This is a genomic window from Alcanivorax sp. HI0044 (assembly GCF_001634945.1).
This window is the reverse complement of sequence record NZ_LWEZ01001881.1, coordinates 1-13,540: the sequence shown is the minus strand read 5'-3', so window position 1 is coordinate 13,540 and position 13,540 is coordinate 1. Positions and strand designations below refer to the sequence as shown.

General features: G+C 58.4%; 12 protein-coding genes. 5 read left to right on the top strand and 7 right to left on the bottom strand.

Annotated features, from left to right (window positions below; translation table 11 throughout):
* Nucleotides 1–128: 128 nt before the first annotated feature.
* From hemH to A3730_RS28080, 3 genes are all read right to left on the bottom strand, one after another.
* Complete coding sequence (gene hemH, locus A3730_RS28090) at nt 129–1,220, bottom strand: ferrochelatase (RefSeq protein ID WP_063521601.1); 1,092 nt, start codon at nt 1,218–1,220, stop codon at nt 129–131.
* 132 nt (nt 1,221–1,352) lie between these two features.
* Nucleotides 1,353–1,754 carry a thioesterase family protein gene (locus A3730_RS28085; RefSeq protein WP_063521602.1) on the bottom strand — a complete coding sequence of 134 codons (402 nt, stop codon included), beginning with the start codon at nt 1,752–1,754 and terminating at the stop codon, nt 1,353–1,355.
* A gap of 86 nt (nt 1,755–1,840) precedes the next feature.
* Nucleotides 1,841–2,635: a hypothetical protein gene (locus A3730_RS28080; RefSeq protein ID WP_063539390.1), complete on the bottom strand. Its 795-nt coding sequence runs from the start codon at nt 2,633–2,635 to the stop codon at nt 1,841–1,843.
* Between the two features lie 199 nt (nt 2,636–2,834).
* Here A3730_RS28080 and A3730_RS28075 point away from each other — a divergent pair, with 199 nt between their 5' ends.
* Nucleotides 2,835–4,424 carry an ABC-F family ATPase gene (locus A3730_RS28075; RefSeq protein WP_063539389.1) on the top strand — a complete coding sequence of 530 codons (1,590 nt, stop codon included), beginning with the start codon at nt 2,835–2,837 and terminating at the stop codon, nt 4,422–4,424.
* Between the two features lie 197 nt (nt 4,425–4,621).
* Nucleotides 4,622–4,936: a DUF1244 domain-containing protein gene (locus A3730_RS28070; protein ID WP_063521213.1), complete on the top strand. Its 315-nt coding sequence runs from the start codon at nt 4,622–4,624 to the stop codon at nt 4,934–4,936.
* Nucleotides 4,937–5,056: 120 nt separating this feature from the next.
* On the opposite strand, the gene A3730_RS28065 is transcribed toward A3730_RS28070, so the two are convergent.
* From A3730_RS28065 to A3730_RS28050, 4 genes are all read right to left on the bottom strand, one after another.
* A complete protein-coding gene (locus A3730_RS28065) occupies nt 5,057–6,985 on the bottom strand; it encodes a choice-of-anchor I family protein (RefSeq protein ID WP_063539388.1) in 1,929 nt (642 codons plus the stop codon).
* A gap of 178 nt (nt 6,986–7,163) precedes the next feature.
* A complete protein-coding gene (locus A3730_RS28060) occupies nt 7,164–8,717 on the bottom strand; it encodes an NAD(P)/FAD-dependent oxidoreductase (RefSeq protein ID WP_063519655.1) in 1,554 nt (517 codons plus the stop codon).
* A gap of 73 nt (nt 8,718–8,790) precedes the next feature.
* Entirely contained in the window at nt 8,791–9,717 is a 927-nt protein-coding gene (locus A3730_RS28055) for a hypothetical protein (RefSeq protein ID WP_063519654.1), read from the bottom strand.
* Nucleotides 9,718–9,772: 55 nt separating this feature from the next.
* Nucleotides 9,773–10,606: an SDR family oxidoreductase gene (locus A3730_RS28050; protein WP_063519653.1), complete on the bottom strand. Its 834-nt coding sequence runs from the start codon at nt 10,604–10,606 to the stop codon at nt 9,773–9,775.
* Between the two features lie 125 nt (nt 10,607–10,731).
* Between A3730_RS28050 and A3730_RS28045 the strand changes: the two genes are divergently transcribed.
* The 3 genes from A3730_RS28045 (at nt 10,732) to A3730_RS28035 (ending at nt 13,293) form a co-directional block, all read left to right on the top strand.
* Complete coding sequence (locus A3730_RS28045; RefSeq protein WP_063519652.1) at nt 10,732–11,346, top strand: TetR/AcrR family transcriptional regulator; 615 nt, start codon at nt 10,732–10,734, stop codon at nt 11,344–11,346.
* Nucleotides 11,347–11,472: 126 nt separating this feature from the next.
* Nucleotides 11,473–11,961 (top strand): DUF4282 domain-containing protein, encoded by a 489-nt coding sequence (locus A3730_RS28040; protein WP_063519651.1) that lies wholly within the window; start codon nt 11,473–11,475, stop codon nt 11,959–11,961.
* A gap of 366 nt (nt 11,962–12,327) precedes the next feature.
* Complete coding sequence (locus A3730_RS28035; protein ID WP_063519650.1) at nt 12,328–13,293, top strand: nitronate monooxygenase family protein; 966 nt, start codon at nt 12,328–12,330, stop codon at nt 13,291–13,293.
* The last annotated feature ends 247 nt before the right edge of the window (nt 13,294–13,540 follow it).

Below are 13,540 nucleotides of genomic sequence, written 5' to 3'. Positions count from 1 at the left end.
GCGCATCCCCCAAATGGGGGACTGACAGCAAAACGCCCGCATAGGCGGGCGTTTGAGGCAAGGAAGGGCGATATGAGCGAGGGAGCCAGCCTGAAAGACTGAGTACGCAAGGAGTTATTCAAGGTTCCCTAACGGTCCGCGCCCTGTTGGCGGGCTCGCTGCTGTCGCTCTCTCAGGCCCACGGCGTCATTTTCCAACAGCTCCCAGCCCTGAAGATTATCTTCGATAAGCTGAGTCAGGGCATCCAGGTGCGCCGGCTCGGCATTCATGGCAGAGATATAGGCAAAAGACTCGCCACCGGCCGCCTCGAAGTAACCCCGGTTCTCCTCATCGATTTCCTCTACCGTTTCCAGGCAATCCGCAGAAAAGCCGGGGCAAAAAACCTGCACGGATTTCACGCCCTGCCCGGGCAGGGATTTCAGGGTGGCGTCGGTGTAAGGCTGCAGCCATTCTTCCCGCCCGAAACGAGACTGGAACGTCGTCATCCATTGATCATCGGCAAGCCCCAGTGCCTCGGCCAGCAGCCGTGAGGTTTTGTGGCATTCACAGAAGTACGGATCTCCCTTCAACAGGAAGCGTTTGGGCACACCGTGATAACTGAAGACCAATTTGTCTGCGGCGCCATGCTGCTTCCGGTAGGCCGCAATGTGGCCGGCCATGGCCTGAATATAAGGCGGGTAATCCGGGTAATGGCTGATAAAACGCAGGTCCGGCAACCAGCGCCGCTGCATGAAATCCCGTGCCACCGCATCGAAGGTTGAGGCGTTGGTGGACGCCGAGTACTGCGGGTACAGGGGCAGCACCAACAACTGGCGCACACCATCGTCTTCCATGGCCTGCAGCTGACTGGCGATGGATGGATTGCCATAACGCATGGCAAGACGCACCACCACACCGTCACCGTATTTCTGCTGCAGACGCGCCCGGATGCCATCCGCCTGGTCCTGGCTGTGCACCAGCAGCGGCGAGCCCCTTTCCGTCCATACACCTTTATACGCCTGGGCGGAGCGACGCGGGCGAATCACCAGGATCACCATGTTAAGAATGAAGAACCAGATAACCCGGGGAATTTCCACCACCCGGGTATCGGACAAGAACTCGCGCAGGTAACGACGCAGAGCGCCGGCTTCTGGCGCATCCGGGGTGCCCAGATTGGTGATCAGCACACCGATTTTATCGGGTTGCTGATGGTCAAAGTTTTCTTGTCCCTGATAGGCCATGAAGTGATCTCACTCGGTTGCCATTCTGATAGAGGGGGAGCTCGACTCGCCCCCAGGCTACTATGCCCGTTAGTGTAGCGGCATCACGTCAAGACGCCATGGCCGCCAGGCTATCAGCACCACAGGAAAGCATTACTCCGGGAGCACGCCTTCATGGCGCGCCAGTTCCTCACGAAACGCATCCGGAACCGGTGCCGACGCCTGCTTTTCATGATCAAAATACACCTGAACCGCCCGCCCGCGAGCCACCAGGGCACCGTTCTGCCAGGCCTGCTGGGTAACCACAAAGGAGCTGTTGCCAATGCGTTCAATACCGGTACGCAGGGTCACATCACTGCCGTAGTAAATCTGGGCAACGAAATCGACTTCGACACGGGCAAGAATCAACGGCAGCGAGGCCGGATTACGGCCGCCACCGAAAAGCTGAAACAGCGGCGCTCGGCCCGTTTCGAACCAACCCGTAACAACCGTGTTGTTCACGTGGCCGAAGGCGTCAGTTTCATAAAAGCGGGGAGTGACGGTTTGTTCAAACATGACCGGATCCGATACAAGGAAGGGGCTGCCATAATACCCATGGCGCCCCACAAATCGAACCCTTGCTCCAGACGAAAGCGGCTACCTCAACTGCCCTGCAGGTGATCCAGATCCGCCCGCAGCTTCTTGACGGTTTCCTCCCGGGTGTACTGCTCCACCTGCAACTGCTCTACCCGCGCCATCAACGCCAGGATGCTCTCACTGGCACGCTCCATGGTTTCCCCCATCTCGCTGGATTGCCCCGCGCCACCCTCCAGCGCCTGCAACTCTTGATCCTGGGCCTCCAGCTGCTGGCGCGCCCGGCGTAGCTGGTCAGAGGCGTCGCTTAACGCACGCTGCTCCTCCAGCAGCGTCCGTCGCAGCCGATCCAGCATTGTCTGGTACGCGTCGCTCCCCACCGCAATCTGTTGCCAGTCGGCGAAACGCTCCCGTAACAGGGAGGCCGGCAGCCCTGCAGGAAGATCCGTGAGCGGCAAGCTGATCCGTGCCCGCGGCGGCGCCCCCTCGTCAAGCGGCTCGGTTTGCTCCCCCTCGACCCGCGCCATACCCGGCAACACAACCGACTCCCCGGCTCCGGGCCCTGCCGTCACCACCAGTTCCCGGGCATCCGCATCGGCATAGCGCACCAGTTGCAGGTCCTCCTGCAGCACCAGCCCAACCTCGAACTGGTAGGAGGTAACCACATGCCCTTTGTTGCCCTCTTTCTGGCGGTCGGTCACCGCCAGCGACTCCACCTGCCAAACGCTCAGATTGTTATCCTGCAAGGCTTGGCGAACCTGCTGTTCCAGATACTCATGGCCGCTGTCATCACTGCAGCCCGCCACAAAGAGTCCCAGTAGCCCGGCAGCTATTATCCCTATCAGGGTGGGTTTTCTTCTCATGGTCCCCTCGCTTTCCTGACGTGTCCGCCTAATACGCGCCTTTTTGCTCATTTTTTCAACCCCATACTGACCGCCGGGCGGGACTGCCTTTTGCCCGGCAAGCCGGTACAATGCCGCCTCTTTCTTCCCGCCGCCTGCCGACAACCGCCGCAGCCGGCGATGGCGCGCCCCGGCCGCCCTCTCGTTACAGGACAGTCTCTTGATTTCTACCGCGAACATCACCATGCAGTTTGGCGCCAAGCCGCTGTTTGAAAACGTCTCCGTCAAATTCGGCAATGGCAACCGTTACGGCCTGATCGGCGCCAACGGCTGCGGCAAATCCACCTTTATGAAAATCCTCGGCGGCGAGCTGCAGCCCAGCAATGGTCAGGTGATGCTGGATCCCAATGATCGCCTCGGCAAACTGCGCCAGGACCAGTTCGCCTTCGAGGAACACACGGTGCTGGACACCGTGATCATGGGGCACAGCGAACTGGCAGCGGTAAAAGCCGAGCGCGACCGGATTTACAGCCTGCCGGAAATGAGCGAAGAAGACGGCATGCGCGTGGCCGAGCTGGAAATGCAATTCGCGGAGATGGACGGCTACACCGCCGAAGCCCGGGCCGGCGACCTGTTGCTGGGGCTGGGCATTCCCGAAGAACAACACGCCGGCCCCATGACCGCCGTGGCGCCGGGCTGGAAATTGCGCGTACTGCTTGCCCAGGCCCTGTTCTCCGATCCGGACGTACTGCTGCTGGATGAGCCCACCAACCATCTGGATATCCACACCATCCGCTGGCTGGAAGATATTCTGGTGGCCCGTTCCAGCACCATGATTATCATTTCCCACGACCGGCACTTCCTGAACAGCGTGTGCACCCACATGGCGGATCTGGATTACGGTGAGCTGCGCCTGTTCCCGGGCAACTACGACGAGTACATGACCGCCGCCACCGCCGCCCGTGACCGTCTGTATGCGGACAACGCCAAGAAGAAAAAGGAAATCGCTGACCTGCAGAGTTTTGTCAGCCGCTTCTCGGCCAACGCCTCCAAGGCCAAACAGGCCACCAGCCGGGCAAAGCAGATCGACAAAATCCAGCTGGAAGAGGTGAAACCCTCCAGCCGGATCAGCCCTTATATTCGTTTTGAGCAGACCAAGAAACTGCACCGCCAGGCGGTAACACTGGAAGGGCTGGGCAAGCATTACCATGATCTGACTCTGTTCCAGGACCTGAGCCTGCAAGTAGAAGCTGGCGAACGGGTCGCCATTATCGGACCCAACGGCATTGGCAAAACCACCCTGTTACGCTGCCTGGCCGGTGATCTGGCTGCCGACAATGGCACGGTGAAATGGGCAGAAGCCGCCGAGCTGGGTTACTTCGCCCAGGATCACAGCCACGACTTTGAACAGGACATGATCCTGTTCGACTGGATGGCCCAGTGGACCAGCGATGGCGAACAGGCGGTGCGCGCAGCGTTGGGTCGCATGTTGTTTTCCAATGACGAAGTGCTGAAATCCGTGAAGGTGATTTCCGGTGGCGAACAGGGCCGCATGCTGTTTGGCAAGCTGACCCTGACCAAACCCAATGTGCTGTTGCTGGACGAACCCACCAACCACCTGGACATGGAATCCATCGAAGCGCTGAACCTGGCGCTGGAGAACTATGCTGGCACATTGTTCTTTGTCAGCCACGACCGGGAATTCGTCAGCTCCCTGGCCACCCGCATTCTGGAAATCACCCCCGAAGGCGTTCGCGACTTCACCGGCAACTACGATGATTACCTGCGCAGTATTGATGTGGACGGCTGATGTTGCTGTAGGCGTTCCCTTCCAGGGGACGCATCGCGCGCAGCGCGACCATCGCCGACAGGCGATTAAAAGGCCCATTACTATTCAGCACACAGGCCAGCCTTAACGATTTCGAATATTAACAACGCCGGATTCGTCCCCTGGAAGGGAACTCTTACAGCGGCTTCGAATCTGGTGACGAGCACAAGGATAACCCCATGACCGACATCGATCAGAGCACCCGTACCGAGATGGAAGCCGCCGCGTTTCGCCGGCTGCTTCAGCATCTGGATGAACACAAGGATGTGCAGAATATCGACCTGATGATCCTGGCGGATTTCTGCCGTAACTGCCTGTCGAAATGGTTGGTGGCCGCCGCTGAAGAGCGCCAGGTAGCGCTGGATTACGAGGCCGCGCGGGAGTGGGTATATGGCATGCCGTTCGCCGACTGGAAAGCCCGTTTCCAGACGCCCGCGTCCCCGGAACAGTTAGCCGCTTTTGAGGCCAGGCAGAAGGCCCGGCAACAAGACTGAAACGCAACGATTTGCGCAAGCTCACCAAGCGCGACCACGGTGCCTATTTTCACTCGTAATGCGGCGCCGGCATAACAAGAGAGGCGGCCCGCAGGCCGCCAGCTGGACATGGATGTCTTGTTATTCTTCGCTGAACACGCTCTCGACCTGATAGACAGCGGTAGTGCCGCTGACTTCATGGCCCACCACCAACAACGCCTCACCGCTGGGAGAATCCGCTGCCGGAATAAACACCAGCCCTTCCGGTCCCAGATCGCCCGCGATGGTACCAATCTGGCTTTCCGCGATCAGGCCATCATCGATCAGGTCTTCGATATCTTCACTATCTACACCGCCGCCCCAGTAGTTGCGGCTGTTGAAATAGTCCCGATAGATCGGTGCCGCCGGATCGGTGATGTCATAGACCAACACGCCACCCATGCGCTCCAGCCCCAGGAACAGGAAAGTCTTGTTGCCGATGGCACCGATGGTCAGCCCTTCCGGCTCTGGCCCCTTGGCATCACTGCGGCTATCCATGGCATTGATTTCATCATGCCCGGCATTGAAGAAATCCCGGCAGGCCACATCCCGATTCTGGCCCAGCCAGCAACCATCACTGGCAAGGAACTGTTCGATCATGTCACCACTGTCGAATACCTGCTTGCCATCCTCATCCCAGATGGAGAAAGATCGGCCACCATAGCTGTACAGGGTGTCATACATAAGGCGGTTACCGTCGTCATCCTGGTCGCCCGCGTCGTTGAACAGCAGCGGCTTGCCATTGTCGTCGGTCTTGTAGCCCTGCACCCAGGTGATATTCAGGCGACCCAGCAACTCATCGTCACGGCAATCCCCTGGGTCTCCGGCGGCGGCCCCGCAATAGCCAAATACATCCGGGTCCAGCAGGGCCCCTTCCGCCAGCGCCAGCAGTTGTGGCGGCATGTCATCGCCGCAACGACGCTCAAAGCCATCGGCATGAACCAGATGCTTGACGCGGAGTTCCTCTACAAAGCCAAGAGAGGCATCACCACATTCGGTGCTGTTAACCTTAAGATCTTCATTCCAGTAACCCTCGTTATCTTCCCCCCAAGCGCGGGCGTCCCCCTCGTTAGCGGTGACCAGATAGGTAGCGCCATTGGCCTGGTAGGCATGAATGGCATCGGGCAGATACAGGCCCATCACGCCGGCGTGGGTGGTGATATTGATAACCCCCCCGTCTTCATCGCTGAAATCCATGGCAACCACACCACGATCAATCTCGCCTAGCGGCAGAATATCCGTGACCTCTCCGGCGAGGATGTCGACCTTGGCCAGGGCGTTGTTTTCCTGCAGGGTCACCCAAGCCGTCTGGCTGTCCGCCGAAATGGCAATGTATTCCGGCTCCAGGTCTTGGGACACGGAGGCATTGGGACCATAAATTCGCACGCCCCTGTCTCGCAGGGTGGCGGCATCAAAAGCGTCAAAGCCCGCCGTGATCACGACCGGGTTGGCCGGATCACTGAAATCCACAATGCTGATGGAGCCGTCCGGGTCCGTCTGGTAATCGTCGCTGGGCTCGCCCTCATTGGCGGTGAGTACACGGGTTCCATCCGGGGTAAACGCCACCATGTCCGGCTGGGCGCCCACTTGCTGGCTACCTAACAAGGTCAGATCACTGGCCTTATAGAGGGCAACAAAACCGTTGTCCGTTTTGGGATCGGCTTCAATCGCCACGGCCACCAGACCATGGCTGGTAGCGACACTATTCACTTCCGCGCCCGCCGCAATGCCTGCAGCACTGATCGCATTGATCTTGACCGGATTCTCAGGATCGCTCAGGTCCAGTACATCCAGCTCACCCTCTTCCGCATTCACCACAAACAGGCGCTGGCTGGCCGCGTCATAGGCCGGGATCTCGGCGGCGGAAGCATCAAAGCTGCCCGTGGAATAACGGCTCACATAGGACAACCGGATGCTGTCTGGCGTGCGCACCGCTTCATCGACAGCGGCATCAGACTCATTGTTGTCGCCACCACAGGCGGTCAACGCCACCGCCAGCACCACGCTGGCCCCCAGATACAAAGTCTTCATTGAATAACCCCTGCTGTTTATTTTCCCCAAACGAATTGCTTTCAGGGTTTTACAGGTCGTTCATGAAAACGAAGAGACGGGGAGGTGAAGAAATTGTGTCTGTTCTGTTCTGGCATAAAAAAACGCGGCACCTGCCAGGCAGGGCCGCGTTCACCGGATGAAACCAGACTGATTCACATCAGGCGGTTTCGTAATCGTTCTCCTCGAAGTCGGCCATCTGCGCCGCGTACTGGGTGGCGAACCCGGGGTACATGGTGGCGTTGAAACCGTCTTCGGTGAGATACCAGCTCTTGCAGCCGGAATTCCAGTTGGTTTTGGCCAACCGTTTCTGCATGGCCTTGTTGTGCTTGCGCTGCACATCCTCTTTCACATCCAGCACCTTCAGGTCTTCCTGCAGAATTTTCTGCACCCCTTTCACGGCATAATCGAGCTGGGATTCCATATACACCAGCGCGGAATTATGGCCAGGGCCGGAGTTGGGGCCAAAGGTCATGTAGAGGTTCGGATAGCCCGACACATTAATACTCTTATAGGCTTGGGCTCCGCCTTGCCATTCATCGCCCAGGACGCGCCCCTGGCGCCCCTTCACCGGGAAAGGTGTACCTGAATGGCTGACATCGAAACCGGTAGCGAAAACAATACAGTCCACCTGATGCTCGATGCCTTCCACGGTACGGATGCCCTTTTCGCTGATACGGGCAATCGGCCAGGTAATCAGCTTGGCGTTATCCTTCTGCAGTGCCGGGTAGTAATCGTTGGATACCAGCACCCGCTTGCAGCCGATGGTGAAGTCCGGCGTCAGCTGACGACGCAGCCAGCGGTCCTTCACTTGCCGGCGCAAATGCAAGCGCGCCACGCGTTCGGCAATACGGGTCAGCGGCGAGTTCCAGATTACGGCCAGCGCCATACTTTCATGGGTCCAGTAGAGCAGATTGCGCATGGCTTGCTGGCTGGCCGGCAGCTTTTCGAACAGCTTTTTATTCCACTGCGGCGTGGCAAAATCCGGACGCGGCATGACCCAGCCCGGGGTACGCTGAAATACTTTTACATGCTTCGCCTGTTTCACCAGCTCGGGGATAATCTGGATGCCACTGGCGCCGGTGCCGATCACCGCCACTTTCTTGCCCGCGAAATCATAATCATGATCCCAGCGGGCACTGTGGATCTTGTGGCCCTTGAAATCTTCGATGCCCGTAATCGCCGGGAAGCTACAATTGGACAGAGGCCCCTGGGCCATCACCGCAGCACGGCCGGCAAACTTTTCGCCTTTATCGGTGGTCGCGGTCCAGACGCCCTTCTTTTCATCGAAAGACAGGTCTTCCACGTTTTTCTGGAAACGGATATGTGATTCCAGTTTGAACTCGGCCACCAGGTGATGGATATAACCGAGAATTTCCTCGCTGCCCGAAAAGCTGCGCGACCAGTTGGGGTTGGGCGCAAACGAATAGGAATACAGATTGGACGGAATATCACAGGCCGCACCGGGATATTGATTGTCGCGCCAGGTACCCCCCACCGCATTACTGCGCTCCAGAATTACGAAATCTTCAATGCCGGCCTGTTTGAGACGGATGGCCATTCCCAGGCCGGCAAAACCCGCCCCAACGATCAGCACCGATACCGGCTTTACTGCTGGGCTTTTTTTTGCCGCCGTACGCTTGGCCGAGGCAGGACGCTTACGGGGAGCCGTTTTGCGGGCGGTCTTTTTTGGGGAGGCAGAGGATGTGGTCATAACAATATCTCTTCAGCAAACATGAGAGGCTCATCACGCACACCGGGCACCTGATGAGCCGTCATCGGCAACATCAGGCGGTGGGCTGGTAGGTCAGCTCTTTTACCCAGGAAGGTACAGCAGGCAAAGCCCGGCGCGGGATCAGCCCGGTCAGCTTGACCATGCCATCCACCGGCATGTGGTAAGCACGATTGTTGCGGTCCACCACAAACTTGGCATGTTGACGGATCACCTGGAACCAGGGATTGCGGCGGCCATCTTCCGTGCGCCCACCAATTTTTTCGAACTTGGCCATGGCCGCATACAGCCGCTCTTCCGGCAGCCCCATGGTAATAATGTTGTCGCGCATCTTGTTCAACAGAGGCACGTAGGAGGCAATGCCCAGCATCAGGCGCGGGTCCAGCAGCGGCGCCAGCATTTTGGTGGCACCGATAAAGGTTTTGCCGCGCCCCTGCATCTCCATCACGCTGAAACCGACCCCCAGGTGACGCGATTCATCGTCATTGATTTTCTCAAAGGCCTGGTGACAAACCGGATCTTTCACTGTTTCCAGCAGGAAGGTGCAAAGGGCGCCATCCAGGGCGATCTCCAGCATCGGCACCACGGTGCCCAATACATAGACCGGCATCTCATCGCTATAACGGTCCAGCCATTCGATCACCAACCGCAGGTTGATGTTGGGCTCGGGAATTTCATCGCCCTCAAGCATGCCCCAGCGCTTCATCAGTGCCATCTCGGCATTGGCATGGCGCTGCTCTTCCGCATGAAAATAAGTATAAATTTCACGCAGAGTATCAGTGGGAGCTTTCTTGGCCATGGCGGCAAACGCACGGGCACCCACGTGCTCAATCCACATCAGGTCGGCCATGAAATCTTTCAGTTTCGGCCACTGTTCTTCAGTAATCAGTTCCGCGCCGGGGGCATCCCAGTCGATATCTGACAGAGCCCACTGGGTGGATTTGATTTTGGCCAGCATTTTATCAAGATCGATAGATGCCATAATGCTCTCCTGTTATCGCGATACGATGTTTAAACCGTTTTAACGTGAATGCGTTTTATGCTTTTGCAGACGCCAGGCGGCTAAGCAGCCCGGCGCCACGGGTATACGTGGCGGGCAAATAACGCTTTGCTCGCCAGATCATGCGTGCGTCCAGTTGCGGCAGCACATACAACTGCCCCCGGTCCAGCGCCTTAAGCGTGGTCAGCGCCACCCCCTCGGCAGAAACGCCCGTGAGTTCCACAATCTTGTTCATTAGCGGCGTCACCCCGGCATCAATTCGCCCGGCAGTGAAAATATTGGTGTTCACCACCGTAGGGCACAGCACCGTCACGTTAACGCCGGTGCCGGAGGTTTCCGCCGCCAGCGTTTCCGACAGGGCCAGGACCCCGGCCTTGGTTACGTTGTAGGGGCCCATCAAGGGGGCGGCCGCAAAACTGGCGGAGGAGGCCACGTTGATAATGCCGCCTCGCCCCTGGGCTTTCAGACGGGGGGCAAAAACGTGACAACCATGGATCACACCCCACAGGTTGATGCCCATGGTCCAGTGCCAGTCGTCCAGGGAAATGTCGCCCACCGGCTTGCCGCCTACCCCCACGCCGGCATTGTTAATGACCAGATTCACCGGTTCCGGCAATAATGTCTCCGCTTGCTCGGCCAGCGCTTCCACGTCGGCCTGCACGCTGACATCGCACTTCACCGCCCAGGCGCGACCGCCTGTACGGGTAATGCGGTCGGCGGTTTCCTGGGCGGTATCCAGATTGATATCTGCACAGACCACCGCGCTGTTGCGCCGGGCCAGCTCTTCAGCAAAGGCACGGCCAATGCCGCTGCCCGCCCCGGTCACCACAGCAGAGGCGGCATAGGTTATTTTGTTATTACTAGCGAACATGAAGCCTCACTCCCTTGCACCGTTTGCCTTGCCTGCCCCCTGTATCGCAACGCAAGACTTTACTGTTACATTGCTCGGTGTAACAATAAATCGAATGCTTGTTCGGATTCAATTCGGAAATCATCATGGCTCGCAAACCCAAACAACAACGCTCCAAAGCCACCGTCGACGCCATCGTCGAGGCCGCCCTGATTGCCATTGCCCAGCAGGGCCCTTCTGCCACCACGGCGCGGCAAGTTGCCGACATCGCCGGCATCGGCGTGGGCTCCCTGTATGAATATTTCGAGGACAAGGACGCCATCTTCGAGGCTGCGGGTGCACGGTTCGTGGACGACACAGTGGCGATGATCAAACCACTGATTCCAGAGCTGGTGCGGCTGAACATCCGCGATGCGGTGGCCAAGCTTCTATTTACCTTTCGGGATTTTCTCGAGGAGAACAACCAGCTTTACCTGAAATGCGCCCGTCACGCCTTCAGTTTGGACATGGTGATCTATCAGGAGCCCATCAACCGGGCGCTGATGGACCTGTTCACCCAGTATCTGATGCACCACCCGGACATGCTGCGCCTGCCCAATATCCCCGCGCTGGCCTACTTTTATATCAACGGCGGGGTTTTTACCGTGGTTCGTCACCTTTCGGAGCAACAGCCGACACAGGGATTCGATGAGCTGGTCACCGTATTTGGCGACATCCTGGCCAGTTACGCGGAACACAAACTGGGCCTCCCTGAAGCCTGACCCATTTTTCAGTACGCGTTACCGAAGTCCAACCGGGACACCACGTTTCATGCATACACAGCCATAGCGACGGCAAGAGACACTAAAAACACAACGCTTGCCGCCAAAATAACAACAGGAGCCAACATGCAAACGCCCAACCCAGGCACGCCGCCGACCGGCGAATCGCGCATCCCCAACCTGGCGGACTGGCGCTTCAACCGCTACCTGACCATGCAGCTGATGCCGCTGTTCTACCTGCTGCTGATTATCGGGGCGCTAGTGGTCGTAGTGAGCGTCGTCGGCCTGAGCTTCTGGTTCTCCACCCTGGCCGGAATCATCGCGGCGGTGATTGCACCACTGGCGTTTTTAGTGATCGTGGCGGTGATTCGAGCCGCACTGGAATACCTGATCATGGCCCACCGCATTATGCGTATCATCGAACGAATGGATGCCCTGCCCGGCCAGGTGGCGGACCTGTCCGTGCGCGTGGACGGCATTACCGATCACGTGGATCTGCTCAATGATCACGTCAACGACATCCATGAAACCCTGATGCATGTGCGCCCCTTCCTGCGCTCGGCCGGCTTGCCCAGCCGCCTCTTAAATGCCTTCCGGGGCCACCCGGACAAGTAAGGTTTATCGCGAATAAGCCGCACTTTGCCAAACGCCCGGCGCAGGATGCCTGACGCAACCCCCCATAGCCTGAGAGGCTGTCGCTATTGCGATCCCCCCTTTTCAGGAATATTCAGGAAATCATCGGGTACTTGTGCGCAAAGAGCATGGCGGCCAGGATTTTCAGGTTTTGAATACCCGCGTCTGCCGCCGGGCATTCGGCGTCCAGCGGTGGTCAGGGCTGGCAGGCCTGTGCAATACGTCCATATCCGCGCCCGGATTGTCGTTCCCGGTACTGACATCGCCGCAGGGATATCGCACTATTGTGCCCCTGAAAGCGCCCCGCCTTTTTCCGGTGGCGCTCACCGTGTGAGTTGAGGAGTTCCCATGGCCCTACCTGCCTCCCTGCAGAACAGCCTGCAGCTGCCCGTTGTGGCATCCCCCATGTTCATTGTTTCCAACCCGGACCTGGTGATTGCCCAATGCAAAGCCGGCATCGTCGGCTCTTTCCCGGCCCTGAATGCCCGCCCGGCGGAAGAACTGGAAGTGTGGCTCAAGCGCATCACCGAAGAGCTGGATGCCTGGAACCAGGCCAACCCGGACAGCCCTGCCGCCCCGTTCGCGGTGAACCAGATTGTGCACAAATCCAATAACCGGCTGGAGCACGATCTGGAAATGTGCGTGAAGTACAAGGTGCCCATCGTGATTACGTCACTGGGCGCCCGGGTGGATGTGAACGAAGCCATCCACAGCTATGGCGGCCTGGTGTTCCACGACATCATCAACAACTTTTTCGCTAAAAAAGCCATCGAGAAAGGCGCGGATGGCCTGATCGCCGTGGCCTCCGGCGCAGGCGGCCATGCCGGCACCCTGTCGCCACTGGCGCTGGTGCAGGAAATCCGTGAATGGTTTGACGGCCCACTGTTGCTGTCCGGCGCCATTGCCACCGGCGATTCCATTCTTGCCGCCCAGGCCATGGGGGCCGACCTGGGCTACATCGGCTCCGCCTTCATCGCCACCGATGAAGCCAATGCCGACGAACGCTATAAACAGTCCATCGTAGACGGCAGCGCCAACGACATTATCTATTCCAACCTGTTCACCGGGGTGCACGGTAACTACCTGCGCAACTCTATCGAGGCGGCCGGCCTGGACCCGGACAACCTGCCAGAAAGCGATCCGTCAAAAATGGATTTCGGTGATGGCAGCTCCAAAGCCTGGAAAGACATCTGGGGCAGTGGCCAAGGTATTGGTGCGGTGAAAAAAGTCGGCCCGGCCGCCGATTTGATCGCCCGCCTGAAGCAGGAATACTCCGCCGCCCGCCAGCGCATGGAAGGCCTGCCCTGGAAATGAAATAACCGCTGCCTGCCACAAGCCGCAAAGCAATCAGGTTTGTTCTGGTTGTAAATGAAAAAGCCGCGCCCAGATTCTGGACGCGGCTTTTTCATTTACGCTCAACATCAATTCAAGCGCGCTATCGCGCGTCGCCTGCTCAGCCAGTCACAGAGCCGATCATCGACGCCACCAGCCCTTTCTTTTTGCCCTGCTGGTAATTATCAAACTCCAGAATACCGTCATCGATGGCGCCGAAACGTAACTT

Excerpts from the sequence above, each read along its gene's own strand:
- hemH (WP_063521601.1), bottom strand. The coding sequence starts at position 1,220 with ATGGCCTATCAGGGACAAGAAAACTTTGACCATCAGCAACCCGATAAA.
- A3730_RS28085 (WP_063521602.1), bottom strand. The coding sequence starts at position 1,754 with ATGTTTGAACAAACCGTCACTCCCCGCTTTTATGAAACTGACGCCTTC.
- A3730_RS28080 (WP_063539390.1), bottom strand. The coding sequence starts at position 2,635 with ATGAGAAGAAAACCCACCCTGATAGGGATAATAGCTGCCGGGCTACTG.
- A3730_RS28070 (WP_063521213.1), top strand. The coding sequence starts at position 4,622 with ATGACCGACATCGATCAGAGCACCCGTACCGAGATGGAAGCCGCCGCG.
- A3730_RS28065 (WP_063539388.1), bottom strand. The coding sequence starts at position 6,985 with ATGAAGACTTTGTATCTGGGGGCCAGCGTGGTGCTGGCGGTGGCGTTG.
- A3730_RS28060 (WP_063519655.1), bottom strand. The coding sequence starts at position 8,717 with ATGACCACATCCTCTGCCTCCCCAAAAAAGACCGCCCGCAAAACGGCT.
- A3730_RS28055 (WP_063519654.1), bottom strand. The coding sequence starts at position 9,717 with ATGGCATCTATCGATCTTGATAAAATGCTGGCCAAAATCAAATCCACC.
- A3730_RS28050 (WP_063519653.1), bottom strand. The coding sequence starts at position 10,606 with ATGTTCGCTAGTAATAACAAAATAACCTATGCCGCCTCTGCTGTGGTG.
- A3730_RS28045 (WP_063519652.1), top strand. The coding sequence starts at position 10,732 with ATGGCTCGCAAACCCAAACAACAACGCTCCAAAGCCACCGTCGACGCC.
- A3730_RS28040 (WP_063519651.1), top strand. The coding sequence starts at position 11,473 with ATGCAAACGCCCAACCCAGGCACGCCGCCGACCGGCGAATCGCGCATC.
- A3730_RS28035 (WP_063519650.1), top strand. The coding sequence starts at position 12,328 with ATGGCCCTACCTGCCTCCCTGCAGAACAGCCTGCAGCTGCCCGTTGTG.